Source organism: Nonomuraea sp. MG754425 (assembly GCF_021699195.1).
Lineage (GTDB): Bacteria > Actinomycetota > Actinomycetes > Streptosporangiales > Streptosporangiaceae > Nonomuraea.
In genome coordinates, this window is sequence record NZ_SSXE01000031.1 from 13,507 (window position 1) to 38,411 (window position 24,905).

Below are 24,905 nucleotides of genomic sequence, written 5' to 3' on the forward strand. Positions count from 1 at the left end.
GGCGGAGGTCAGGTGAGCCGGATACGTGGATCCAGGACGCCGTAAGCCACGTCGACCAGGAGATTCAGCAGCAGGAACGTGGCCACGACGAACAGCACCCCACCCTGGACCAGGGCGTAGTCGCGTTCCCCGATGGCGGTGTAGAGCAGCCGCCCGATTCCGGGATAGTTGAAGACAGCCTCGATGACGACGGTGCCGCCCAGAAAACTGCCCAGTTGAAGCCCGACGACGGTGACGGTCGGCAGCGCCGCGTTCCGCACGGCGTGCCGCCGGATCACCTCACGTTCGGGCACACCCTTGGCGCGAGCCGTACGGATGTAGTCCTTGCCCATCACCTCGCCCAGCGAGTTGGCCAGGAACCGGGCGGTGACACTCGAGGTGTGCACCGCGATGGCGACCGCGGGCAGGATCGTGCTGGTCAGCGCGGCACCGGGATCCTGCCACAGCGGCACGAAGTCACTGGAGGCGGGCAGCCACCGCAACTGCACGGCGAGCACGATGATGAGCAGCAGACCGAACCAGAACGCCGGCACCGCCAAACCGATCGTGAGATAACCCTGCAAGAGCCGCCCCACAGCCGAGTACGGCCGCAACGCCACCACGATGCCGACCGGCACCGCGATGAGCAACGTCAACACCAGCGTGAACCCGGCCAACTGCACCGTCGCCGGGATCCGCGCCATCAGCTCGGTCAGCACCGGCTCACCCGAATAGTAGGACAAGCCGAGATCACCGCTCACCGCGTGACCCAGCCAGACCCCGTACTGCGCCAGAAAGGGCTCGTCCAACCCCATGCGGGCACGGGTCGCCGCCAGCTCGGCGGCACTCGCGTCCGCGCCGATCAGCACCGTCGCCGGGTCACCGGGCAGCAGGAGGACGAACGCCCACACGGCGATCGACCCGAGGAACAACACCACCGCGAACTGCATCAGACGGCGGACAAGATAGCCGTACATCTACACCGCTCCTCTGCCGACGCCGCGCACACCCGCGCGCGACCCGCCGCCGCCGACCGCCAGTTGCAGGCCACGCCCGATCCGTTCCAGGAAGAACACGGTGGCGGCCAGGCAGATCCCCGGGAACAACCCGTACGTCGGACTCTGGTACAGGTACGAGCGGGCGTCCTGGAGCATGCCGCCCCACGACGGCGCCGGCGGCGGAGTGCCGAGCCCGAGGAAACTCAACCCCGCCTCGACCACCACCGCCGTCGAGGCCGTGATGACGAACTGGACCATGATCGGGCCCAGCACGTTCGGCAGGACCGTGCGTGCCATCGTGTCCGCGGTGCTCGCGCCCATCCCCTTGGCCGCCAGCACGAAATCGCGCTCACGCACCTCCAGCGTCGCCACCCGCGTCAGCCGGGCGAACTCCGGCACCGCGCCGATCCCGATCGCCAGGATCAGGTTGACCCGGCCGGGACCCAGCACCGCGATGATGACCAGCGCGAGCAGGATCCCCGGCACCGCCAGCAGCAGATCGACCACCCGCATCGCGATCGTGTCGGCCCACCGCCCCAGATATCCGGCGACCAGCCCCAGCGGCACCCCGACACCCGCGCCGACCAGGGCAGCGCCCGCCGCGACGATCAGCGAGCCCCGGGCGCCGTGGATCATCCGGGAGACGATGTCCCGGCCGAGCTGATCGGTGCCGAGCAGATGCGCCCCGGACGGGCCGAGCAACGGCTCGCCGCCCTGCGCGGCCGGGTCGAACGGCGCGACGATCGGCGCCAGCACCGCCACCAGCACGAGTGCGCCCAGCCCGACCGCACCGACCACGGCCGAGCGGGACCCGGCGAACCGGCGCACGGCCGCCAGCCGTCTTCGCGGGGCGCTCATACGCTCACCCGCCCGGACTCGTCGGCGAAGTGGCAGGCCGTGTGCCCACCGGCGACCTCACGGAGCACGGGTTCCTCCTCGGCGCAACGAGCCACCGCGATCGGGCATCTGGTACGGAACCGGCACCCCGACGGCGGGTCCACCGGACTGGGGACGTCACCGCCCAGCGGCACCCGCCGCCGCGTCTCACGGCCGACCGGATCCGGCACGGGCACCGACGCCAGCAACGAACGGGTGTAGGGGTGGCGCGGATCGTCGTACACCCGCGCCACCGGCCCGGACTCGACGATCTTCCCGAGATACATGACCGCGACCTGGTCGGCGACCTGCCGGACGACCGACAGATCATGGCTGACGAACAGATAGGCCATCCCCGACTCCTCTTGCAGGTCGGCCAGCAGGTTCAGCACCTGCGCCTGCACCGACACGTCCAGGGCGGACACCGGCTCGTCGAGGATCAGCAGCCGGGGCCGGGACGCCAGGGCCCGCGCGATCGCCACCCGCTGACGCTGACCGCCGGAGAACTCCGCCGGGAACCGGTCGAGGTGCTCCTCCCGCAGACCCACCCGGCTGAACAACTCGCGCACCTCCTCCCTGCGCCGCGCGCGAGGAAGACGCTGCAGCCGCAGCGGTTCGGCCACGTTGTCGCCGACGGTCAGGCGCGGGTTCAGCGAGCCGTTCGGATCCTGGAAGACCATCTGCGCGCGCCGCCGGATCCGCCGCAGGCCCGACCGGCTCGCCCGCCCGACGTCGTCGCCCTCCACGAGGATCCGGCCGCCGCTCGCATCCACCAGCCGCAGGACCAGCCGGGCCAGCGTGGTCTTGCCGCAGCCGGACTCGCCGACCAGGCCGAGCGTCCCACCGGGCGGAATGCGCAGCGACACCCCGTCCACGGCGTGCACCCAGGCGCTCGCCCGCGCGAACACCCCGGATCGCACCGGGAACCGGCTCACCGCATCCCCGACCTCCAGAACCGGCACCTCCGCGTCCGGCACCTCCGCGTCCGGCACCTCCGCGTCCGGCACCGCGGCCTCACCGCTCGACGGCCCTGCGGCCTCGCCGCTCGACGGCTCCGCCGACTCGGTGCTCGGTGGCGGGGCGCCGGGGGCCGCCACCTCGTCCGGGAAGTGGCAGGCGCTCGCGCCATTGCCGGCGTCGTCGGCGCGCAGCTCCGGCCGGGTCTGTACGCAGACCTCCCGGCCACGGGAGGTCGGGCAGCGCGGCGCGAACGCGCACCCCGGCGGTATCTCGGAGAGGTCGGGCGGCTGCCCCGGGATCGGGAGCAGCCGTTCCGCCGTGCTGTCGAGCCGGGGCAGCGAACGCATCAGAGCCGCGGTGTACGGGTGGCGCGGCCGGGTGAAGATCGAAGTGACGTCACCGGTCTCCACGATCCGGCCGCCGTAGGTCACGGCGACCCGGTCGGCGGTCTCGGCGACCACACCGAGATCGTGGGTGATCAGCACGACGCCCGCGCCGGTCTCCTCCCGTGCCAGCCTGAGCACGTCGAGGATCTGCGCCTGGACGCTCACGTCCAGCGCCGTGGTGGGCTCGTCCGCGATCAGAACCTTCGGCCGGTTGGCGATCGCCATGGCGATCATCACACGCTGGCACATCCCCCCGGAGAACTGGTGGGGATACTGGTCGTAACGAGCCCGCGGATGGGGCACACCCACCATCTCCAGCAGCTCCACGACACGCTCCCGCGCCGCATCGGCCGTCAGGGCCCGGTCGTGCACCCGCAGCCCCTCGGCGATCTGGTCGCCGACTCGCTGGACCGGGTTGAGCGCGGAAATGGCGTCCTGGAAGATCATCGCCACGTCACGCCCGAGCCGCCGCCGCAACTCCACCTGCGGCAGGGTCAGCAGGTCCACACCGTCGAGCACCACCTCGCCGGAGACCCGCCGCAGGTTCGCCGTCTGGAGCAGGCCCAGCGCGGCGAGCACGGAGACGCTCTTTCCCGACCCGGTCTCCCCCACGACGCTGAGTGTCTCGCCGCAGTAGACTTCATAACTCATCCCGTCGACCGCGCGCACCACGCCCGCCGGCGTCGCGAACTCCACGACGAGGTTCCGCACGCTCAGCGCCGGCCTGACGGGCATGGTGCCGCTGTGGGCGACGTCGTCACGGACCATACGATCCAGGCCTCCACCTGACACCGACGACCTCCTCCGCACCGGATGACCAGTGCGTTGCTGCAAGATGTCCTACAGATTTCGTTACCGTAGGCTTCGCCGTTCACGGGTGTCAAGACTGGCAAGATATCCTACAAGTTGATACGAAGGGGGAGGTCGATTCAGAACGTGGTCACTCGGGAGGACGACACGCAGCCGGAGTTCCGGCGGCTCGACAACAACCCTCCGCTGCACAAAATCGTGCAGCAGGAGATCAGAAACTACATCCTCAAGCAGGGGTTGCGCCCCGGCGACCCACTCAAACCCGAGTCCGAACTGGCCCGGCTGTTCGGAGTCAGTCGCAACTCGGTCCGCGAGGCGGTCAAAGCCCTGGAGTCCACCGGCGTACTGGAAACACGCCGCGGCAGCGGCGTCTACGTATGCCACTTCTCCTTCACTCCACTGCTCGACCACCTCCCCTACGGCCTCATGCAAGGCCCCCGAGCACTACGAGAGCTGGTCGCACTACGCAAAACCCTCGAAGCCGGACTCGTCGCCGACGCGATGCGCGTCATCTCACCCACCAGCCTCGCCGCCCTGCGAGAAAACCTCGACACCATGCGCGCACTCGCCGAACAGGGACAGGGCTTCCCCGAACAGGACCGCCAGTTCCACCAACTGCTGTTCCACGACCTCGACAACACGATGTTGCTGAGACTGTTCGACCAGTTCTGGCTCGCCTTCCACGCCGCCGCACCACCACCGCGAGGCCGCACACCGATGGACGCCTACCACGGCCACGCCGCCATCTTCGACGCCATCCTCAGCGGCGACGCCGACCGGGCACGCACCGCGGTCCAGGAACACTACGTCGGCATAGAGTCCAAACTCACCGAGACGCCGGCGGAGCCGGAGTGACCGGACCGCTCGTGGGGCCGGCCGGGCATCGTCCTTGACCAGCACGGATACGCCGACCGCGACACACCCCGGTATCGCGGTCGGCATCCCCCAGGCGGAACCGCCGCCACCGGCGCCCGGCTTCTCGGCCTCTTTCGGAGGAAGGGCGGGCGAAGCCCGTGCCTTTGCTGTCCTGAGGACAATTCGCACAGCAGACCGACGCCCTTTACATTGTAGATTTCTTAACTGGCGAGACGCCGGCAGGCCGCCGTCACCCTGCTGGGCCAACCGCCGGCCAGCAGGCCGCGACCGCCCTCACCGCCCTGACCACCCGCCGCACCACCGGCAAGGTCATCCTCCGCATGGCGTGCAACCCTGCCGCGGCAGGCACCCCGGGACTTGCGGGCAGGCGATCGCAACCTGTAGGTTGCCATTAATAGCAACCCACAGGTTGCAATGGAGGGTGAGTATGAGTTCGGACGTCATCGAACGCGTGGTGGTGCTGCGGCACCCCATCGAGCGGGTGTGGGCCGCGCTGACCACCGCGGAAGGGCTCTCGCGGTGGTTCGGCTCGGTGGCGGAGATCGAGCTGCGCCCCGGCGGGCGCGCGTTCTTCCGGTGGGACGACCTGGACGAGGAATCCGTCGCCACGATCGTGCTGGTCGACCCACCACACCGTTTCGCGTTCAGGTGGGCCATCGAGGGCCTGCCGGCGGATGACGCACCCCGGACGCTGGTGGACTTCACCCTGGAGCAGGTGCCGGGCGGCACCCGGGTGAGCCTGGTGGAGAGCGGGTTCGCCCAGGCCGCCACCGACGTGGCCCGCTCTGCCCACCAGGCCAACAGTCAGGGATGGGACGCCGAGCTCGTCGACCTGGAGACCTACCTCGATGCCACCGCCTGATGCGGAAGAGCAGGCCGTCGCGGTGTTCGCGGCGCTCACCGACCCCACACGGCGGGCGCTGCTGGAGGAACTCGGCCGCGCCGGCCCGGCGACCGTCTCGGATCTGGCGCGACGGTTGCCGATCAGCCGCCAGGCGATCGCCAAGCACCTCGGCCAGCTCGCCGAAGCCGGCCTGATCAGCTCCGGCGAACCGACCGGCCGCCGCCATCCCTACCGGCTGGAACCAGCCCCTGTCCGCGCGGCGCAGGTGTGGCTGGCCATGCTCGCCAACAGGTGGGACGACCGGCTGGCCGCGCTGGAACTCGCACTGGACGCCACCGACACGAAGGAGTCAAGCAACCATGACCAAGCCTGAATTCACCGCCGGCCTGAACATCGCCATGAAGATCCCCAAGGCGCAGTACGAGGCCACCGTCGCCTTCTACCGCGACACCCTGGGCTTCGACGTCAAAGAGGATGACGTCTCCTACGCGCCGACCGTCTCGAGGACGCATTCGGTGCAGTTCGGACCCAATACGCTGTGGCTCGACTGCGTCGACAACTACAGTCAGCCCGACCTGTGGCTGCAGCTCCACACCGACGACCTGGACGCGGCAGCGGCCAGACTGGCCGACAGCGGCATCCACCCGTGCGACGAGGTCGAGCCCCTGGAGAACCTCGATTCCAGAACCCACTGGATCAAGAACCCGGCCGGTGTGGTGCACCTGCTGGCGCAGTCCGGCTGATCCGCGAAGTCCTGCCGCGCACCCGTCCCTGCCACAACCCGTGATGAACAGGCTCGACATGGAATTCTTCTGTTACCACCGTGACCGGCCCGGCTCCGCAGCGCTGCGCGAGAAGCTCACCGAGGAGCACTGGTCCTACATGGACCGCTACGATGATCGGCTGATCGCCCGCGGCCCCACCCTCGACGGCGACACGGCCACCGGCAGCGTGCACATCGTCGACCTGCCGGACCCCGCCGCCGCGCGGGCGTTCGCCTTCGACGAGCCCAACTACCAGGCCGGCATATACCGGGACGTGCTGCTGCGCCGCTGGCGCAACGTCCTGGGCCGCACCATGTGGGACTTCCCCGGGGGCCGCGAGGACGGCAGCCGCTATCTGGTTCTCGGCCTCGGCACCGGCCAGGCCGCCGACGTCGTCCCACCGCCCGGCCGGCGGGACGACCTGATCGCCTACGGGCCGCTGCTGTCCGACGACGGCGGCACCTGGCTGGGCACGGCAGCCTTGGTCCGGACGACGGATCGCGACACGGCCCGCACCGTCCTGACCCCGGACCGCTATGCCGACATCGAAGTCCACGACTGGGAGTTCGGCGGACGACGGTGATCAACGGCCCGGCGCGAGCCGTAGCCGGCCGTCAGGACGCCGCCCAGAAATACCAGCCCTGGTCATCGAAGCAGGGATGGGTCTGCGTCCCACCTGCCTGGCCGTACCAGTGCCCCGCCGTCTCCTTGGCCTGCGCGGGACTGACGGAGAACAGTAGAGCCGCGAAGCCCCGGTGCCAGCGACGAAGCGCCGCCGCCGCGTCACAGAACGGCCGGGTGTCTCGTCCTTCTTGCGAAACCCCCACAGGAGAACCAAGAAGGGACGGCGGTCATGCGTATCGCAGTCTTCGGAGCGAACGGCCCCACCGGCCGTCTCCTCACCGGCCAGGCACTCTCCGCCGGACATCAGGTCGCCGCGATCACCCGGCGGCCGGACTCGTTTCCCCTGCGTCATGATCGGCTTGAGGTGGTGGGCGCTGACGTGCTCGATCCGGCGACCGTCGATGCCGCGGTGGCGGAGCGGGACGCGGTGCTGTCGACGCTCGGAGTACCGGCCGGGAAGGAACCGATCAGCACCTATTCACGAGGCGTGGCCAATATCGTCGCCGCGATGAAACGGCACCGGGTACGCCGGCTCGCCGTGGTGAGTTCGAGCGCGGTCGACCCGCACCCGTACTCCGAGGGCGGGTTCCTGTTCAACCGGCTCCTGCTTCCCTACGTGACGCGGGTGCTGGGTAGAACGCTGTACGACGACATGCGGCGGATGGAAGCGCTGGTCCGCTCCAGCGATCTCGACTGGACGATCCTGCGCCCGAGCGGGCTCTATCACCTGCCGTCCGTCACCGACTACACCGTTGTCGAGGGCCACGCCGACGCCAGGTTCACCGCGCGTGCGGACCTGGCCGCGTGCATGCTGGCCGTGCTGGACGACGACCGCCGCGTCCGCGCCACCCTCAGCGTCGTCACCACCGTCGACAACCCCACCTTGCTGCAATGGATCCGCCGAGAGGCGCTCGCCAGAGGCGGAGCGAGAGTCGGATCGCCCGCGCCGACCGCCTTTACAAAGTAAGTTCAGCGAAGTGGATCCAACGACATAACCGCCCTGATCGTCCGGGCCGGACTCGCTATCGTGATCCACATGGGGGTTCACGAGGTCCAGTTCAACATCTTGGGGCGGCTTGAAACGACGGTGGGCGGGCGGCCGGTGCGGTTGGGCGGCCCGCGGGCGCAGGCGGTGCTGGCCATGCTGGTGGTCGACCACGGTCAGGTGATCAGCATCGACCGCCTGGCCGGCGCGTGGGGGCAGAACCCGCCGACGACCGTACGCAATCAGGTCATGATCGCGGTGGCCGCCCTGCGCCGGGAGCTGCGTCAGGCGGGAGCCGCGCCGGACCTCATCAAGACCGAAGGGTCCGGCTACCGGCTGGACGGCGGCCTGGTGGACGCGCACCGCGCGGAACGGTACATCGAGCAGGGCCGGCAGGCGGCACAGGAGGGACGCCCGGCCGAGGCCAGCGACCTGCTGGGCCGAGCGCTGGCCCTGTGGCGCGGCCCGGTGCTCGCCGACCTGGAGCTGGGAGAGATCGCGGCCTATGCGGGACGATGGGACGAACTGCGGCTGGCCGCCATCGAGGAGCGGGCCGAACTGGACCTCGCCCTGGGCCGGCACCGCGACCTGGTCGCCGAGTTGTCGGAACTGCTCGCCGAGTATCCGCTGAGCGAGCGTCTACGGGGGCTGCTCATGATGGCGCTGCACGGCTGCGGGCGGCGGTCCGACGCGCTGCACGTGTACCGCACGGGGCGGAGCCTGCTGGCCGCCGAACTCGGCCTCGATCCCGGGCCCGAGCTGCGCCGGTTGGAGGCGGCGATCCTCGCTGACGCTCCTGACCTGGACGCCTTCCACGCACGGGACGAGACGAGACCGGTGCCCGCCGAGTTGCCCGCCGAGGTGACCGGCTTCGTGGGGCGCGAGCACGACCTGACCCTGCTGCGTCAGCACGTACTGTCCGGCAGCACGCCCGCCGTCACCACTGTCACCGGCGTGGCCGGGGCGGGCAAGACCGCCCTGGCGGTCCGGTTCGGCCATCTCATGGCGGACGAGTTCCCCGACGGGCAGCTCTATGTGAACCTGCGCGGCCATGCCGCGGCCCGGCCGATGGATCCGTTGGAAGCGCTGGTGCGGATGCTCGGCTCGCTCGGAGTGCCCGCCGAGCAGGTCCCCGGCGAGGAGGAGGCGGCGGCCTGCTTGTACCGCTCGCATCTGTCAGGACGCCGGGTCCTGGTGCTGCTCGACGACGCGCGGACGGCCGCACAGGTGCGGCCGCTCTTACCCGGTGCCGCCGGTTGCCTGGCCCTGATCACCAGCCGGGACGCGCTCACCGGGCTGACCGCCTCCCACGGCGCCCGGCGGATCTCGCTCAGCGTGTTCAGCCAGGACGAGGGCCTGCGGCTGCTGGAGTCGCTGATCGGCGCCCGCCGGCTGTCCGCCGAACCGGCCGCGGCCGGGGAACTCGTGGAACTGTGCGGTCACCTGCCGCTGGCCCTGCGGGTGGCCGCCGCCGGCCTGTCGGCTCATCCGCGCCGGTCGTTGGCCCACTACACCGAGGCCCTGGCGGTCAGGGGGCTCGACATGCTGCGGATCGACGGCGACCTGGCCGTGCGCGCCGCGTTCGACCTGTCCTATCGCGAACTGCCGGAGGCGGAACGGCGGCTCTTCCGGCTGCTCGGCCTGGTGCCCGGGACCGACGTGACGGCTCCGGCCGCCGCCGCGCTCGCCGGGCTCGACGTCGCCGAGGCGGAACGGCTGATGGACCACCTCGCCACCGTCCACCTGCTCGACGAGCACCGGCCGTACCGGCACACCTTCCACGATCTGCTCCGCCAGTACGCGGCGGAGCGCGCCTCCTTCGAGGACGACCCGGCGACCAGGAGCGAGGCCGTCGAACGTCTCGGTGACTGGTACGTGCGGGAGGCGGTCGAGGCCGCCGCGACCGCCTACCCGTCGATCACCAGGCTCCCGATGCCCGTCACGACCGGGCACAGGACGCGCGCCGAGGCGATGGCCTGGCTGGAGACCGAACGTGCCAACCTCGTCGCCACGGCGGTGCACGCTGCCGAAGGCACGGATCCGATCCTGCACGCCCCCACCGCCAGGGCTGTCCCCCGGTCTTCCGGCGGGCCTCTGAGGCATGCCTGGTTGATCGCCGACGCCCTGCGCGGCCATTTTCTCCACCACACCACCACCAGCCTGGCCGATTGCATGGTCATCGCCGACGCCGCCGTACGTGCGGCCGAAGCCGCGGGCGACGCGCTCGGCCTGGCCGCGGCTCACCTGTGTGCGGGTTCCGCCGCCCAGGCCCGTTCCGGGTTCGGCGCGGCGCGCGTGGCGTACGCGCTGGCCGGCGAGCACAGCGAGCGGGCCGGCTGGCTGCCCGGCATCGCCACCGCGCACAACAACGCGGCCGGCACCTGCCACGATCAGGGCAGGTTGCGCGAGGCCATCGGCCATCTCACCGAGTCCGTCCGGATCAACCGCGAGGTCGGCGACGCCCACGGCGAGGCGAAGGCCACCAGCAACCTGGGCCTCGTCCATCTCGAACTGGGGGAACAGGAGTCGGCGGAACGGTATGTGTCCCGCGCCGTCACCCTCCACCGGAGGTTGCGCGACGGCGCGCTGAGTCACTCGCTCAACGAGCTGGCGACCATCCGGCGCATGCAGGGCGATCTCGACGAGGCGCTGGCCCTGACGACGGAGGCGCTGGACCACGATCGGGCGAGCGGCCTGCACGTGCCCGAGGCCAAGAGCCTGGCCACGGCGGCCGAGGTCCACCGCGACGCGGGCCGCCTCGATCTCGCCCTCGACCAGGCGACCCTGGCCGTGGAACGAGCCGAGGACGCCCACCACGTCTACTCCGTGTGTGTCGCCACGCACGTCCTCGGCACGATCCACACCAGCGGCGGAGACTACGGGGAGGCGATCGTCGCGCACCGGCGGGCGCTCGACCACGCGACCGCGGCCGGCATGCGGTATCTGCAGGTCAGGGCGCTGCTGGGGCTGGCTCGTGCGCACGTCCGCACGGGCGCTCGCGAGCAGGCGCACGCCTACGCCCGCCAGGCGTTGGACTGCTCCCGCACGTTCGAGTACCGCCTGCTGGAGGACGAGGCGCTGGCCATCACCACCGAACTCGACGGCGACCCACGCTCCACGACCGCGGAGGACCGCTATCACGCACGTTGACCTGACGGTGCCACGCGCGGGGGTGCCCTCCGGGAGGCTCGTTCCCTAGTTCTTCGAGGGGTCGACCGCGTTGAACGTGGCGCCTACGGCGACGTTGTCGTGGAAGATCACCCGGTTCGTGACGAGAGTCGGGCCGGTGTTCCACGCGGGCTTGTAGAGCCCCCACTTCAGATAGCCCTTGGTCGTGGCGTCGTCGTTGAAGGTGTTGGCCCCGGCGACGTTCACGACCTGCTTCCAGCCGGGCGTCTTGTGGGTCTGATGCCAGCCGGTGAGGGTGCCGTCGCTGCCGTGGCTCCACTTGATGTGGAACACGAAGTCGTGCCACCGGCCCGGCTCGACGTCGGCCAGGTTATAGCTGGACTGCTTGAGGGACTCCAGCGTCGAGCAGCGGTTGCCGTCGGAGTTGACGCGGAGCTGGAACTTGCCGGTGGGCTGCACCGTGAGGAACGCGCTGGGCCACTTCTGCTTCTCGCACTTGTCCGCCCACGGCTTCCACTGGAAGACGATGTCTTCCCTGGAGTCCTTCTGCCACGTGCTCGGGATGTAGACGCTGAACCCGTAGTAGGCCGTGGTGCCCGACCTGAAGTGACCGGCCTCGTTGCGGAGCGTGTGCGATTCCGCCCTGACCCCGCCCTCGACCAGCGGATCGCCGTATTTCAGTTGGCTCATGACCGCGTGCGCACCGGTCCGTCCGCTGGAACTGATGCCGAGCGAGTGGCCGCAGCACTTGTTGACCTCGAGCGCGGTACCCGAGGAGAGCTTGCCGTTCTCGTAGGTGAATCTCAGCGTGCCCGCCGCAGTTCCCGCCGTAGTTCCCGCTGCCGTGGCCGTCTCGGTGGCCGTCAGCGCGGCGCAGCCGATGACCAGTGCCGCGCAGGCGGCACCCAGCCGGTAACTCCAGAGTGTCACTTTCCTCGCCTTCCGCCGTGTACGCAATGGGCCGTGATCGTAATGACGGACGGTATGTCCCAGGTATGCCGGACCAGGGCATGCCTCATGAGCCGGTCAGGCCGACGGCTCCGCCTCGTCCCCGGGGGACGTCAAGGCCGAGGAAGCAGCTCATGCTTGATTGATTCTGGCCACTTATGATACGAATTGCGCAAATATCGGACCAGTCCGTAAATGGAAGGCAGTCCCCCCATGCCGTTCAACGCAGTCGTCGCGGGCGTCATGGCCGCCGTCCTTACGACCGGCGCACCGGCGCCGGTCGTCGAGGACCTGGGCCCCGCGTCGTCGGTCACCTCGATCAACGGTTCGGAGTTCGTCGGCGACAAGCTGTACGTCGCCACCGGCGGTATCACCCCGACCAGGATCGGCGCCTACAATCCCGCCCAGCGCAAGGTCACCTCCATCACCGAGCTGCCCGCGGGCGACGGCGCCTGGGCCACCGCCGCCGTCGGCAGCGACCTCTACGTCGGCACGTACACGCCCGGCGACATCCACAAGGTGGACACCACCACCGGGACGGCCACGAAGGTCGCCGACGTCAAGCCGGACAACTTCGTCTGGTCCATGGCCGCTTCCGGCGACGGCAAGCTCTACGCGGGCACCTACCCGGGCGGCAGGGTCGTCGAATACGACACCGCCACCGGCCGCACCCGCGACTTCGGCCAGGCGGCCACCGGCGAGCAGTACGTCCGCAGCATCGCGGTCGACGACACCACGATCTACGCCGGAGTCGGCGCGCACGCGCATCTGGTCGCCATCGACCGGGCCACCGGCGCCAAGCGCGAACTCCTCCCGCCCGAGCTGGCCGACCGCACGTTCGTCGCCACGCTCACCCTGAAGCAGGGGCTGCTCGCGGCCGGCCTGTCGGCGACCGGCGACATGCTGCTCATGGACACGGCAGACCCGTCGAAGTACACGCTGGTTGACGCGCCCGGCGACTCCTACGTGACCGCCATCGAGATCGACACGGCCAACAACGACGTCTACTTCGGCACCCGTCCCTCGGGCACGCTCTACCGCTACGACCGCGACACCGCCGAGCTGGAGAAGCTGGTCGTGCCGTACGACGGGGCGTACTTCAACCGGATCTTCCTGCGTGGCGGCAAGGTCGTCGCGGTGCTCACCAGCCAGGTCGTCGAGTACGACCCGGCCACCAAGGAGCTGACCGGCGTCGACCTCACCCAGGCCGGCATGCCGCCCGCACCGGAACTCGCCATGGCCATCACGGCGACCGAGGATCAGGTGCTCGTCAGCGGCAAGGCCGGGATCCAGGTGCACGACCTGGCCGGCGGCACGAGCACGCGCACCTTCCTGCCCGGCGAGGCCAAGGTGATGACCCCGATCGGCGACCAGGTCTACCTGTCCGTCTACACCCTGGCGTACCTGTTCGGCATGCGGCCTGACGGCTCCGACCTGCGGCGTCTGACCCGCGTCGGCGCCGACCAGAACCGGCCGCTGGCCGCGCACTACGACAAGCTCACCCGCCGCCTGCTGGTCGGCACCCAGCCCGAGTACGGCCTCCACGGCGGCGCCCTGGCCCTCTACGACCCGCGCAAGAACACCGTCGAGCCCTTCCGCGGCGTCGTCGAGAACCAGTCGATCAGCGCGATCACCAGCCTGCTCGGCACCGCGTACGTGGGCAGCGAGATCTACGGCGGCCTCGGCACCACCCCGATCGAGTCCGAGGCCGAGCTCGCCGCCTTCGACCTCCGCACCAAGCAGGTCCGCTGGAGCCTGGTCCCCGTACCGGGAGCCAAGCGGATCAGCGCGCTGACCGAGCAGCGCGGCAAGCTGTACGGCATCGCCTCCACCGGAGTCGCCTTCGAGTTCGACCTCTTGCGCAGGAAGGTCACCAGGACCGTCCCGGTGCCGGTGGCGAGTGGGGGCAGCGGCTCGCTGGTCGAGGCCGGCGGCAAGATCTACGGCACCGACGGCGACCAGGTCTACCGCCTGGACACCAGGACCATGACCGTCTCCCCGGTCGTGTCCGGGCTGGCCGCCCAGGCGTACGGCACCCAACCGCTGCTGGCGGCCGCGCCGGACGGCAACAGCCTCTACGCGCTCAAGGCCCGCAACCTCGTCCGGATCAAGCTCTAGAAGTGCCGGGCGGGCGCGACAGGCGGTCGCCTGCCGCACCCGCCCTGCCGCGGGACCCCGCCGCCGAGTTGAACACCCGCCACGTCAGGGTCAGCCGGGCGAGCGGTGGACGACCTTCGCCGTCGAGCGGCCGGGATAGACGACGAGCAGGTGCTCCTCCAGCGGCGCATCGGGGTCGTTCTCGTCCCATGGCCGCGTACGGGCGTGGACGCGCAGGCGGTAGTGGCCTGGACCGGCGACCGCCAGGTCGGGCAGCGGCCCGGCCGCCCCGCTGTCGCCGCCCTCGGGGTAGGTCGGCACGACCAGGCGACCGCTGCGGCTGGCGATGCCCACCTCGACCACCTGGTCCCAGCCGGCAAGCCGAAGCGGCGGCGCGCTGCCGAATGCCTTGACCGTGAGGCACATCGCCGCGTTCTCCTCATCAGTCACGATGGCGGCGCTGCTGCCTGCGGCGTCGATGAACCCGTCCTCGATGGCGGCGAAAATGTCGGCGGACTCGCCGTCGACGCCCCCAGGACCGCCCACGCCGTCGTCGCGGTCGTCGAAGACGGCGTAGCCACCCCCTTCGAACAGCAGGTACGCGGCCGTGCCCTGCCGCCTGGCCCGTGCCCCGGGCCACGGGTCCGCGCACCGGGCGTTGGCCTCGGCCTTCCATGCGGCTTCCTGCCGGTCGTGCTCGGCCTGCCGGCGACGGGCGTCGGCGGTCTGCCGGGCGACGATGCCGGGGCACAGGTAGTCCAGGGCCGCGACCAGCTCGATGACGTCCGCCGTCCCGCCGGCCCGCTCGTACAGCGCCTGCCGTTCCCGATCGCCGGGCAGCGCGCACAGTTGCCCGCCGTAGGCGAGGATGCGCTGGTCGGCCAGGTTCTCGGGGAACATCGCGTCCGCCGCGAAGGTCGTGCCCCTGGCCAGGCAGAGGAACGACCGCCGCCGCTCCTCAGGCCCGCGACCGGCCGCGGGCCCGAGCTGGTCGCGGCAGCCCTCGTCCGCGGCCGTGTAGGTGAGCCGGGCGTCCCTCTCGGCGCCGACCACGGCCATCGGCAGCACGAGCACGACGGCGACGGCGACGAGCAGCGCCGGCGTCCGCCCGGCTCCGGGCGGCGCGACGTCCGGAGCCGGGCGCGGCGAGCTCGTGCGCGGTGCGTGCCGCCCACACGACGATCAGCCCGCCGAGCGCATGCACCACAAGCGACAGACCGTCGGACGCCCCGGCGCGCGGCGCGGCCGGGCCGCGCAGGATCTGCCACAGCGCCCACGCGTTGAGCACACCGATCGCCGCAGGCAGGAGCCGGACCCCGTCGTCCGACGGCCAGAAGCTCGTCGTCGCGACGACGGCGAACCACCGCCCGCCGTCGTACCCGGCGGCGACGGCAGTCAGGTAGAGCGCGACGGCGACGGCGGCCGGGCGCCCGAATCGGTAGCGGGCGACGGCGGCCCGGAGTAAGGCGACGATGCGGGTGATCTTATGGGACCCGCCGGGACCCGGGTGGAACAGCAGGACGGCTCGCTCGCGCATGCCGGTGATCCCGTACCCGCTGCCGGCTCCTCGAGAGCATGAGGCGACCCCTGTTCGACGCTCCCGGTCACGGGTGACGCATGCGTCACTGCCACGCCATATCACTGTCAGTAACTTTCTGATTACCCTCTGCAGGCAGCTTGATGGTGCCTTGACGGCAGAGCGAAGGCGAGGTGGCGGGTGCATCTGACTCCGCACGAACAGGAACGCCTGATGATCCATGTGGCCGCGGACGTGGCCCGCAAGCGCAGGGAACGGGGGGTCAAGCTCAACTACCCGGAGGCCGTCGCGCTGATCACGGCGCACGTGCTGGAGGCGGCCCGGGACGGCGAGTCCGTCCACGAGCTCATGTCCACCGGCAACGAGATCCTCCCCCGTGACGATCTCATGCCGGGCGTCGCGGAGATGATCTCCGACCTCCAGATCGAGGCGACCTTCCCCGACGGCACCAAACTGGTCACCATCCGCGATCCCTTCGCCGAACCGCAGGCCCAGCCGAGAACCGACGCGGAAGCGGAGGCGAGGACGCCGATCCATCCGGGCAAGATCGACCATCCCGACGGCGGCGAGCGGGTGGCCTTCAACGAGGGCCGCGAGATCACGACGGTGGAGGTGACCAACACCGACGACCGTCCTGTCCAGGTGGGCTCGCACTACCACTTCTACGAGGCCAACCCGCTCCTCGACTTCGACCGCTCCGCCGCCTACGGCAAGCGCCTGCACATCCCGGCCGGCAGTTCGGTCCGGTTCGAGCCCCGGTGCACCCGGACGGTGAAACTCGTGCCCATCGAGGGCCGGCGCGTCGTCGCCGGTCTGCGTGGCCAGGTCGGAGGGCAGCTCGATGGATGAAGCCCTGGACACCTCGTCAGCGGACCAGGCGCCGGACGTGCAGCCGGTGCCGGAGGAGTGCGGGTCCGGTGCGGAGATCCTGCCGATCGACCGGCCGCTGACCCGGGTCGAGTACGCCGACCGGTACGGCCCCACGCTCGGCGACCGGATCCGCCTGGCCGACACCAACCTGCGGATCGAGATCACCGAGGACTGGGCCGGCGGCCCGGGACGCAGCGGCGACGAGGTCATCTTCGGCGGGGGCAAGGTGATCCGGGAGTCGATGGGCCAGTCCTGCGCGCCGCGCGACTCAGCGCGTTTCGGCGCCCCGCAGCCGCCCGACACCGTCATCACTGGCGCGGTCATCCTGGACCACTGGGGTGTGGTCAAGGCGGACGTGGGCCTGCGCGACGGCCGGATCGTCGCGCTCGGCAAGGCCTACAACGACGAGACCATGAACCGGCTGCACGACGGCCACGAGCACGCCACCGACTTCCTGATCGGCCCCGAGACCGAGGTCATCGCGGGCAACGGCAAGATCCTGACCGCGGGCGGCATCGACACCCACGTGCACTTCATCTGCCCCGAGCAGGTGCACGAGGCGCTGGCCGCCGGGGTCACCACCCTGATCGGCGGCGGCACCGGCCCCGCCGAGGGCAGCACCGCCACGACCGTCACGCCCGGGGCCTGGCACGTCGCGCGGCTGTTCGAGGCGCTGGACGCCTTCCCGGTCAACATCGGGCTGCTCGGCAAGGGCAGCACCATGTCCACCGAGTCCCTGTACAACCAGGTGGAGGCGGGCGTACTCGGGTTCAAGATCCACGAGGACTGGGGCGCCACCCCGGCCGTACTGCGCCGCTGCCTGGAGGTGTGCCGGGCGACCGGCGTGCAGTTGGCCCTGCACGCCGACTCGCTCAACGAGGCCGGGGCCGTCGCCGACACCGTCGAGGCCATCGGCGAGCACCCGATCCACGTCTTCCACGTCGAGGGCGCGGGCGGCGGCCACGCCCCCGACATGCTCACCATGGCGAGCCTGCCGAACGTGCTGCCCGCCTCCACCAACCCCACCCGGCCCTTCACCGTCAACACGGTCAAGGAGCACATCGACATGGTGATGGTCTGCCACCACCTCAACCCGCTGGTGCCGGAGGACCTGGCCTTCGCCGAGTCGCGGATCCGGCCCTCCACCATGGCCGCCGAGGACGTCCTGCACGACCTCGGCGCCATCTCGATCATGTCGTCGGACGCCCAGGCGATGGGCCGCATCGGCGAGATGATCATACGGACGTGGCAGACCGCGCACGTGATGAAGGCCCGGCGCGGCCCGCTGGAAGGCGACCGGAGCGGCGACCACAACGGTGACCACGGCAGCGACCAGAACGGCGACGGCGGAGCCGACAACCACCGCGCCCGCCGCTACGTGGCCAAATACACCATCAACCCGGCCGTCGCGCACGGCATCGACCACGAGGTCGGCTCGGTCGAGGTGGGCAAGCTCGCGGACCTGGTGCTGTGGGAACCGAAGTTCTTCGGCGTCAAACCGCATCGGGTGATCAAGGGCGGCCAGATCGCCTACGCCCAGGTGGGCGACGCCAACGCCTCCATCACCACCCCGCAGCCGATCCTGCCCCGCCCCATGTGGGGGGCGAGCGGCCGGGCGCCGGCCGCCAACGCGGTCAACTTCGTCACCGAGCACGCCCTCCGGGCCGGCCTGGCGCAGCGGGTCAGGGTGGGCAAGCCGTTCACGGCCATCCGCGACACGCGCAAGGTGTTCAAGGCCGACATGCGGGAGAACGACGCCTGCCCCGACATCCGAATCGATCCCGACACCTTCGAGGTGGAGATCGGCGGCGCGAAGGCCAAGGACGTCAGGACGGACATCGACGACCGGCCCGTCGACGGCGGCCAGTACGCCGACACGCTGCCCATGGCCCAGCGCTACTTCCTGTTCTGACCCCCGCGCCAGGCAACGACTCCGACGGAAGGTGAGCCGCGCACGATGAACCGTGCCGCCCTGCTCGTCCTGGCCGATGGCCGGTTCCCGGCCGGTGGGCACGCACACTCCGGCGGGGCCGAGGAGGCCGTCACGTCCGGACGGGTCCGCGACGTGGCGGGCCTGCGGGAGTACTGCCTCGGCCGGCTGCACACGTCCGGCCTGGTCGCGGCCGGGCTCGCGGCCGCGGCCGCCAGCGGGTACGACCCGCTGCTGCTGGACGAGGCAGCCGACGCCCGTACCACCGGCCCCGCCCTGCGGCACACCTCGCGCCGGCTCGGGCGGCAACTGCTGCGCGCCGCCCGCGCCGCCTGGCCCTGCGCCGAACTCGACGCCCTCGCCGGCGCGCGGCCGCGTGGCGCCCACCAGAGCGTGGTGCTCGGTCTGACCGCCCGCCGCGCCGGGCTGACGCCGCTGGACGCCGCCCACGCGGCGGCGTACGAGAGCGTCGGCGGACCGGTCACCGCGACCGTCCGCCTGCTCCGGCTGGACCCCTTCGACGCCACCGCCGTCCTCGCCCGCCTGTCCGCCGACATCGACCACGTCGCGGCGGTCGCGGCCGAGGCCGCGCGGCGCGTCCACACCGATGGGCCGGCCGCGCTGCCGGCCGCCTCGGCGCCGCTGCTCGACATCGCCGCCGAACGGCACGCCATCCGCCCGGCCCGTCTGTTCGCCTCCTGACCACTCCTTCGACCCCTTGCCTGGAGCAGCCATGCACCTCCACCACGACGACACCTTCCCCGAGGGTTCCCCGCACGGCCCCGGCGGCTCCTCCCCCGGGCGTCCCGGCGGCGGTCGCCGCGCGCTGCGTGTGGGGCTGGGCGGGCCGGTCGGCTCCGGCAAGACCGCCACCGTCGCCGCCCTGTGCCGCGCGCTGCGCGAGCACCTGTCCATCGCGGTCGTGACCAACGACATCTACACCCGCGAGGACGCCGAGTTCCTGCTGCGCGAAGCCGTCCTGCCCGCCGAACGCATCACCGCCGTGCAGACCGGGGCCTGCCCGCACACCGCCATCCGTGACGACATCTCCGCCAACCTCGAAGCCGTCGAGGACCTCGAGGAGCACCTCGGCCCGCTCGACGTGATCCTCATCGAGTCGGGCGGCGACAACCTCACCGCCACCTTCTCCAAGGGCCTGGTCGATGCCCAGATCTTCGTCATCGACGTCGCCGGCGGCGACGACATCCCCCGCAAGGGCGGCCCCGGTGTCACCACCTCCGACCTGCTCGTCATCAACAAGACCGACCTCGCCCCGCACGTCGGCGCCGACCTGACGGCCATGGCCCGCGACGCCGAGGCCCAGCGCGGCGGCCTGCCCACCGTCCTGACCGCGGTCAAGTCCGCGGGCGGCGTCACCCCCGTGGCCGAGTGGGTCCGCGCCCGCCTCGCCGCGTGGACCGCGGGCCCGGCATGACGCATACGGCCGCTCCGCCCGCCGTGATCGGCGTGCAGGCCACCGCCCGCATCCTCGCCACGCGGGCCGGCGGCGGCACCGCCCTGCCCGTGCTCACCGGTGACGGCCCCTTCGACCTGCGCCGCGCCCGCCCGCAGGGCGACCAGGCGCGTGTGTGCGTCCTCGGTGTCATGAGCGCCCCTCTCGGCGGCGACCGGCTGCGCATCCGGGCCACCGCCGAGCGCGACGCCCACCTGCACGTCACCACCGCCGCCGCCACCATCGCGCTGCGCGGACCCACCACCGCCCACGCCACCTACGACGTGCACCTGACCGTCGCCGAGCAGGCCAGCCTGCACTGGCTGCCCCAGCCGCTCATCTCCACCGCCCGCAGCAACCTGCGCCAGAGCTGCACCGTCGACGTGGCGCCGACCGCCCGGCTCCTGCTGCGTGAGGAGATCGTGCTCGGCCGCTCCGGCGAGCCGCCCGGCCGGCTGTCCACCCGCCTGACCGTCCACCGCGACGGACGCCCCCTGCTGGACCAGCAGACCGGCTACGGGCCCGGCGCACCCGGCTGGGACGGCCCCGCCATCGTGGCCGGCCACCGCGCCGTCGGCCAGATCCTCATCGTCGACCCCGTCCTGGACCGGCAGCCGCTCCGTGCCCGCCTGTTCGGCGACGACCCGGCGACCGGGCAGGCCGTGCTGACCCCGCTGGCCGGGCCCGCCATCCTGATCACCGCGCTGGCACCGGACACGCTGCGCCTGCGCCGCCTGCTGGACGCGGCGCACCCCATCGCCTGAACGTCCTGCGGACACGCTGGTACATGCGGGGCGATCCAGCACGTCTCCGGTGAACATTCTACGTTCACCATCTATTTCACATTCGACGTAGGACGTAGGATGTCCCTCGTAATCTTCTCCTGAGGAAGGGCGAGGACATGCACGATGGTCATCCCCCGGAGGGCCGCACCCGGCGCCGCCGGGCGGGCGCCGTCATGGTGGTTGCCGGCTTACTCGTCAGCGCGTTCGGCGCGCCGGCGACGGCTACGCCGACGGAACCCGCCGCACCGTTCGTGGACGAGCAGGTGCTCTACAAACAGGGCGACTTCGGATACGGCTGCTTCCGGATCCCCGCCGTGGTGCGGGCCACGAACGGCATGCTCCTGGCGTTCGCCGAAGGACGGGTGAAGGACTGCGGCGACGACGAGGACATCGACCTCGTGCTGCGCCGTTCCGCCGACGGCGGACGGAGCTGGGGGCCGCTGCAGGTGGTCTCGGAGGGCAACGGCGCCACCCACGGCAACCCGGTGCCCATCGTCGACGAGCGCACCGGGCGGGTCGTGCTGGTGAGCACGCACAACGGCGCGGAGCCGTGCCCGAACGGCTGTGACCGCGACCCCTGGGTGCAGTCCAGCGACGACCACGGGGCGACCTGGTCGGCCGCCAGGGAGATGACCGAGGGCAAGCGTCCGGAGTGGAACTTCTGGTACGCCACCGGCCCGATGCACGGCATCCAGCTCAAGCAGGGCCCGCACGCCGGCCGGCTGGTCGTCGGGGCGAGTTTCGAGAGCTGGGACCGGGTCGGCGCGCACGTCTACGGCACCCACCTGCTCTACAGCGACGACAGCGGGGTGACCTGGAACATCGGCGCCGAGACGGCCCGCGACGACGGCGCGGTCATCGCCCAGGAGGTCACCGTCGTCGAGCTGACCGACGGGCGGATCTACGCCTCGGCCCGCGAACGCGGCACCGACGAGGGCAGCCGGGCGTACGCGACCAGCGGTGACGGCGGCGAGACGTGGGACGCCCCGTTCCGCACCATGCCCGCGCTGGCGACGACCGACGTCCAGGCGTCGCTGCTGCGGTTCGGCGAGGATCGCCTCCTCTTCTCCTCGCCGATGCACCCGAACGCCCGGGAGGCGATGGGGATCCGGTCGTCCTACGACGAGGGGCGCAGCTTCGAGACATGGGATGAGGGCAAGGTCTTCCACTGGGGGCCGTCGGCGTACTCGGACATGGTGCGGCTGGACGGCGACGAGGCGGCCCTGATGTACGAGGCCGGCGACATCACGCCGTACGAGCAGATCCGGTTCGCCCGGTTCAACGAGGCGTACCTGGAGACGCCGAACGGTCCCCCGCCCGGCATCCCCGGTCCCCCGGCGCCCGGCCCGACGACGCCGGACAGCTCGCCGAACCGTAACCAGGCGTACGTGCGCGGCGGCGCACAGACCACCGACGGGCGCTTCGGCGGCGGGCTGGCCCTGGACCGGGTGGACGACCGGGTGGAGGTGCCGTTCAGCGACTCCGTCGACCTCGGCGCGAAGGACTTCACGCTGACCTCCTGGATCCGGTACTCCGAGCAGACCGGCGCGCACGCGATCCTCTGGTTCCACCGGGTGAACAGGGGCACCAACCCTCCGGCGCTGTGGCTGCGGGCCGAACCGGCGAGCAACCGGATCAGGGCGGTCCTGTCCGTCGACCGGTACAACGTGACCGTGCAGTCGCCGAGCGCGTACAACGACGGGCAGTGGCACTTCGTGGTGCTCCAGCGGGCACGCGGCGAGCTCCGGCTCCTGGTGGACGGCGTGCAGGTCTCCTCGGCGGCGGCGCCGGCCGGTTCGCTGACCCTCGGCAAGGAGTTCGGGCTCGACGGGATCCACATCGGACAGCGGATGGACGGCGTGGACCGCTTCCGCGGCACGCTCGACGAGGTGCGCGTGTACCGGCGCGCCGTCACCGACGCCGAACTGGACCTGATCAGGACGCGGAACCTCCCGATCGGCGGTCAGCTCGGGCTGCGGTTGCCGCTCGACCGCGTCGGCTGAGCTGCGGCGATGGCGTCCGCCGGCTGAGCGGGCGCCATCGCACGTGACGCAGGCGGACGTCCTATGTCCTGGCTACGCTCCCGGGAAGAGCTCAGGCAGGTGCGCCCGGACCACCGGCCTGAGCCGTACGGCCAGCGCGGCGTCCACCGAGTCGTACGGCCACCGGACCCGGGTGCCGATGTCGGCCCAGCCGCCGAGGTGGGCCAGGAACTTGTCCAGCGCGGCGTTGGCGTACCCGTCGTGCTGGAGCGGCCGGACGTGCTCGGCGAAGAACGCGTGAATCCGGCGCTCCACGTCGAGCGCGGCGTCGGGTCGCGCGAGCATCATCCGCTGCCAGGCCATGGCGCCGGCCGGGCTGAGGGCGGCGATGTTGGAGTAGGAGCCGGCGGCGCCGTGCCGCCGTCCGGTCGCCAGGTCGTGGCCGGCGACGAAGACGGCGAGACCGGTCGTGTGGCGGCGCATCTCCGCGTACCACCGCGCGTCGCCGCCGGCCACCTTGATCCCGACGACCGCGGGCACCTCGCGGCGGATCACCGGATAGAGGGCGGCCGGCACCTGTGTCTTGGCGTGCGGCGGGTTGTACAGCACGAGCGGCACCGGGTCGGCCTCGGCCGCGACGCGGGCCAGGAAGCGCACCACCGCGTCGCGCGACAGCGGCAACCAGTCCGGCAGCGTCACCTGGATCGCGCCGGGCCGGAACTCCCGCGCGCGGGCCGCCCGGGACAGGCAGATCTGCGCGCTCATGTGGCCGGCGCCGATCTGGTACGGCAACCCGTGCCGCTCGCACCGCTCGGCCAGCAGCGCGTTGACGCGGTCGTACTCGTCCTCGCCGAGTGTGTGGAACTCGCCCGCGGTGCCGTGCGCGTACAGGCCGTCGAGCCCCATGGCCACGAGCACGTCCAGCTCCGCTTCGAGGCGGGCCCGGTCGATCGACTCGTCGTCGCGTACGGGCAGCAGGACCGTGCCCCAGGTGCCGCCGAGCGTCTCCGCCGTCAACGCCTCCACGACGCCCGCCCTTCGATCGATAGCACGTAGGACATCCTATGTCCGAAATGTGGAGGCGAACAAGCCATGTCCGCCCGGCGGGGCATCTGTGTCGGCGGCGTAAACTTTCCCTACCCCGGCTGGCCTTCCGGCGCCGAGAGGTGGGATGTTTGACGCAAGGTCTTCGACGAGCCTGGAGGTGACATGCGTACCGGTGACGGCACGTCGCTTCAGGAGCGTATCGTCGCCCTGATCCACGAGCGCGGGCTGGCCGCCGGGTCGCCGATGCCGACCGAGGTGCAGTTGATGGAACTGCTCGGCGCGAGCCGCAACAGCGTCCGCGAGGCCGTACGGGCTCTGCAGGCGCTGGGCATCGTCGAGATCCGGCACGGTCACGGGACGTTCGTCGGACGCGCGCCGCTCGACGCACTGACCTCGTCGTTCGCCTTCCGGGTGCGTTCGGGCCCGGACGGCATCCGCGCACTGCAGGATCTGGTCGAGGTCCGCGAACTGCTCGAGACCGGGCTGATCGGCCAGGTGGCGCAGAGCACCAGCGCCCCCCGCCTCGCCGCGTTGGAGGCCCTGGCCAGTGGCATGGACCGGGACCGGGAAGCCGATCGGGCGTTCCACGCGCTGCTGTACGACTCGTGCGGCAACGAACTGGTGCTGCAACTGATCGGCCTGTTCTGGGACGTCTACCACGAGGTCGAGCCGACGCTCGGCCCGCCGGAGGAGCGCACCGCGGAGATCGCCGTCAACCATCGCCGGATCGTGGCGGCGCTCCGCGCTCGGGACGCCGAAGCCGCCCGGGAGGCGATGCGACTGCACTTCCGCGACGTCAAGGCGCGCATCGCGCGGGCGGAGGCCCGCGCGCAACCCGCATCGACCTGACCCGCCTCCCCCATTGCCGTGGCTGCCAGCGGGGGTGTCGTGCGGGTCGACGACGGTCAGCGGTCGAGGTCCTGGGCGGTGGCTCCTCCGACCGCCCGGCGTCGTCCGCCGCGCCGCGCCGCCGGCACCGTGCTCGTCCCGGGGCCGACGGGGTGGTGATCGTGCCGGATCCGTCC

General features: G+C 71.3%; 22 protein-coding genes. 15 read left to right on the forward strand and 7 right to left on the reverse strand.

Features of this window, described 5'->3' with window-relative positions:
* Positions 1 to 8: 8 nt before the first annotated feature.
* Genes FAF44_RS13570 through FAF44_RS13580 form a run of 3 tightly spaced genes read right to left on the reverse strand, consistent with a single transcriptional unit; the run spans position 9 to position 3,967 of the window.
* Complete coding sequence (locus FAF44_RS13570; protein ID WP_237103476.1) at positions 9 to 956, reverse strand: ABC transporter permease; 948 nt, start codon at positions 954 to 956, stop codon at positions 9 to 11.
* On the reverse strand, positions 957 to 1,835 hold the full coding sequence (locus FAF44_RS13575; protein ID WP_237103477.1) for an ABC transporter permease: 879 nt from the start codon (positions 1,833 to 1,835) through the stop codon (positions 957 to 959).
* Positions 1,832 to 3,967 (reverse strand): ABC transporter ATP-binding protein, encoded by a 2,136-nt coding sequence (locus tag FAF44_RS13580; RefSeq protein ID WP_237103478.1) that lies wholly within the window; start codon positions 3,965 to 3,967, stop codon positions 1,832 to 1,834. The genes FAF44_RS13575 and FAF44_RS13580 overlap by 4 nt, the downstream gene beginning before the upstream one ends.
* A gap of 168 nt (positions 3,968 to 4,135) precedes the next feature.
* Between FAF44_RS13580 and FAF44_RS13585 the strand changes: the two genes are divergently transcribed.
* The 7 genes from FAF44_RS13585 to FAF44_RS13615 all read left to right on the forward strand — a co-directional run bounded on the left by FAF44_RS13585 (position 4,136) and on the right by FAF44_RS13615 (position 11,252).
* Positions 4,136 to 4,864 carry a FadR/GntR family transcriptional regulator gene (locus FAF44_RS13585; protein WP_237103479.1) on the forward strand — a complete coding sequence of 243 codons (729 nt, stop codon included), beginning with the start codon at positions 4,136 to 4,138 and terminating at the stop codon, positions 4,862 to 4,864.
* Between the two features lie 448 nt (positions 4,865 to 5,312).
* On the forward strand, positions 5,313 to 5,747 hold the full coding sequence (locus tag FAF44_RS13590) for an SRPBCC domain-containing protein (protein WP_237103480.1): 435 nt from the start codon (positions 5,313 to 5,315) through the stop codon (positions 5,745 to 5,747).
* Positions 5,734 to 6,102: a helix-turn-helix transcriptional regulator gene (locus tag FAF44_RS13595; protein WP_237103481.1), complete on the forward strand. Its 369-nt coding sequence runs from the start codon at positions 5,734 to 5,736 to the stop codon at positions 6,100 to 6,102. Before FAF44_RS13590 ends, FAF44_RS13595 begins: the two co-directional genes overlap by 14 nt.
* Positions 6,089 to 6,472: a VOC family protein gene (locus tag FAF44_RS13600; protein WP_237103482.1), complete on the forward strand. Its 384-nt coding sequence runs from the start codon at positions 6,089 to 6,091 to the stop codon at positions 6,470 to 6,472. Before FAF44_RS13595 ends, FAF44_RS13600 begins: the two co-directional genes overlap by 14 nt.
* 58 nt (positions 6,473 to 6,530) lie before the next feature.
* Entirely contained in the window at positions 6,531 to 7,076 is a 546-nt protein-coding gene (locus FAF44_RS13605; protein ID WP_237103483.1) for a YciI family protein, read from the forward strand.
* A 270-nt stretch (positions 7,077 to 7,346) separates the two neighbouring features.
* On the forward strand, positions 7,347 to 8,084 hold the full coding sequence (locus FAF44_RS13610; RefSeq protein WP_237103484.1) for an NAD(P)-dependent oxidoreductase: 738 nt from the start codon (positions 7,347 to 7,349) through the stop codon (positions 8,082 to 8,084).
* Between the two features lie 69 nt (positions 8,085 to 8,153).
* Complete coding sequence (locus tag FAF44_RS13615) at positions 8,154 to 11,252, forward strand: AfsR/SARP family transcriptional regulator (protein ID WP_237103485.1); 3,099 nt, start codon at positions 8,154 to 8,156, stop codon at positions 11,250 to 11,252.
* A 45-nt stretch (positions 11,253 to 11,297) separates the two neighbouring features.
* Here FAF44_RS13615 and FAF44_RS13620 read toward each other — a convergent pair whose 3' ends face one another.
* On the reverse strand, positions 11,298 to 12,161 hold the full coding sequence (locus FAF44_RS13620; protein ID WP_237103486.1) for a polysaccharide lyase: 864 nt from the start codon (positions 12,159 to 12,161) through the stop codon (positions 11,298 to 11,300).
* A 231-nt stretch (positions 12,162 to 12,392) separates the two neighbouring features.
* On the opposite strand from FAF44_RS13620, the gene FAF44_RS13625 reads away from it, so the two are divergent.
* On the forward strand, positions 12,393 to 14,297 hold the full coding sequence (locus tag FAF44_RS13625; RefSeq protein ID WP_237103487.1) for a PQQ-binding-like beta-propeller repeat protein: 1,905 nt from the start codon (positions 12,393 to 12,395) through the stop codon (positions 14,295 to 14,297).
* Positions 14,298 to 14,387: 90 nt separating this feature from the next.
* Here the strand turns inward: FAF44_RS13625 and FAF44_RS13630 are convergent, their stop codons facing one another.
* Positions 14,388 to 15,350 carry a hypothetical protein gene (locus FAF44_RS13630; protein ID WP_237103488.1) on the reverse strand — a complete coding sequence of 321 codons (963 nt, stop codon included), beginning with the start codon at positions 15,348 to 15,350 and terminating at the stop codon, positions 14,388 to 14,390.
* A complete protein-coding gene (locus tag FAF44_RS13635; protein WP_237103489.1) occupies positions 15,235 to 15,813 on the reverse strand; it encodes a hypothetical protein in 579 nt (192 codons plus the stop codon). The genes FAF44_RS13630 and FAF44_RS13635 overlap by 116 nt, the downstream gene beginning before the upstream one ends.
* A 180-nt stretch (positions 15,814 to 15,993) precedes the next feature.
* On the opposite strand from FAF44_RS13635, the gene FAF44_RS13640 reads away from it, so the two are divergent.
* From FAF44_RS13640 to FAF44_RS13665, 6 genes are all read left to right on the forward strand, one after another.
* Positions 15,994 to 16,662: an urease subunit gamma gene (locus FAF44_RS13640; RefSeq protein WP_308193322.1), complete on the forward strand. Its 669-nt coding sequence runs from the start codon at positions 15,994 to 15,996 to the stop codon at positions 16,660 to 16,662.
* An 85-nt stretch (positions 16,663 to 16,747) separates the two neighbouring features.
* A complete protein-coding gene (locus FAF44_RS13645; protein ID WP_237103564.1) occupies positions 16,748 to 18,595 on the forward strand; it encodes an urease subunit alpha in 1,848 nt (615 codons plus the stop codon).
* Between the two features lie 45 nt (positions 18,596 to 18,640).
* Positions 18,641 to 19,315, forward strand: coding sequence for an urease accessory protein UreF (locus FAF44_RS13650; RefSeq protein ID WP_237103491.1), 675 nt, complete (start codon positions 18,641 to 18,643; stop codon positions 19,313 to 19,315).
* A gap of 31 nt (positions 19,316 to 19,346) precedes the next feature.
* Positions 19,347 to 20,048 (forward strand): urease accessory protein UreG, encoded by a 702-nt coding sequence (gene ureG / locus FAF44_RS13655; RefSeq protein WP_237103492.1) that lies wholly within the window; start codon positions 19,347 to 19,349, stop codon positions 20,046 to 20,048.
* On the forward strand, positions 20,045 to 20,830 hold the full coding sequence (locus tag FAF44_RS13660; RefSeq protein ID WP_237103493.1) for an urease accessory protein UreD: 786 nt from the start codon (positions 20,045 to 20,047) through the stop codon (positions 20,828 to 20,830). Before ureG ends, FAF44_RS13660 begins: the two co-directional genes overlap by 4 nt.
* A gap of 137 nt (positions 20,831 to 20,967) precedes the next feature.
* Positions 20,968 to 22,854 carry a sialidase family protein gene (locus tag FAF44_RS13665; RefSeq protein WP_237103494.1) on the forward strand — a complete coding sequence of 629 codons (1,887 nt, stop codon included), beginning with the start codon at positions 20,968 to 20,970 and terminating at the stop codon, positions 22,852 to 22,854.
* A 72-nt stretch (positions 22,855 to 22,926) separates the two neighbouring features.
* Here the strand turns inward: FAF44_RS13665 and FAF44_RS13670 are convergent, their stop codons facing one another.
* Positions 22,927 to 23,859, reverse strand: a complete 933-nt coding sequence (locus FAF44_RS13670) for a dihydrodipicolinate synthase family protein (RefSeq protein WP_237103495.1) — start codon at positions 23,857 to 23,859, stop codon at positions 22,927 to 22,929.
* Between the two features lie 183 nt (positions 23,860 to 24,042).
* Between FAF44_RS13670 and FAF44_RS13675 the strand changes: the two genes are divergently transcribed.
* A complete protein-coding gene (locus FAF44_RS13675; RefSeq protein ID WP_237103496.1) occupies positions 24,043 to 24,729 on the forward strand; it encodes a FadR/GntR family transcriptional regulator in 687 nt (228 codons plus the stop codon).
* The last annotated feature ends 176 nt before the right edge of the window (positions 24,730 to 24,905 follow it).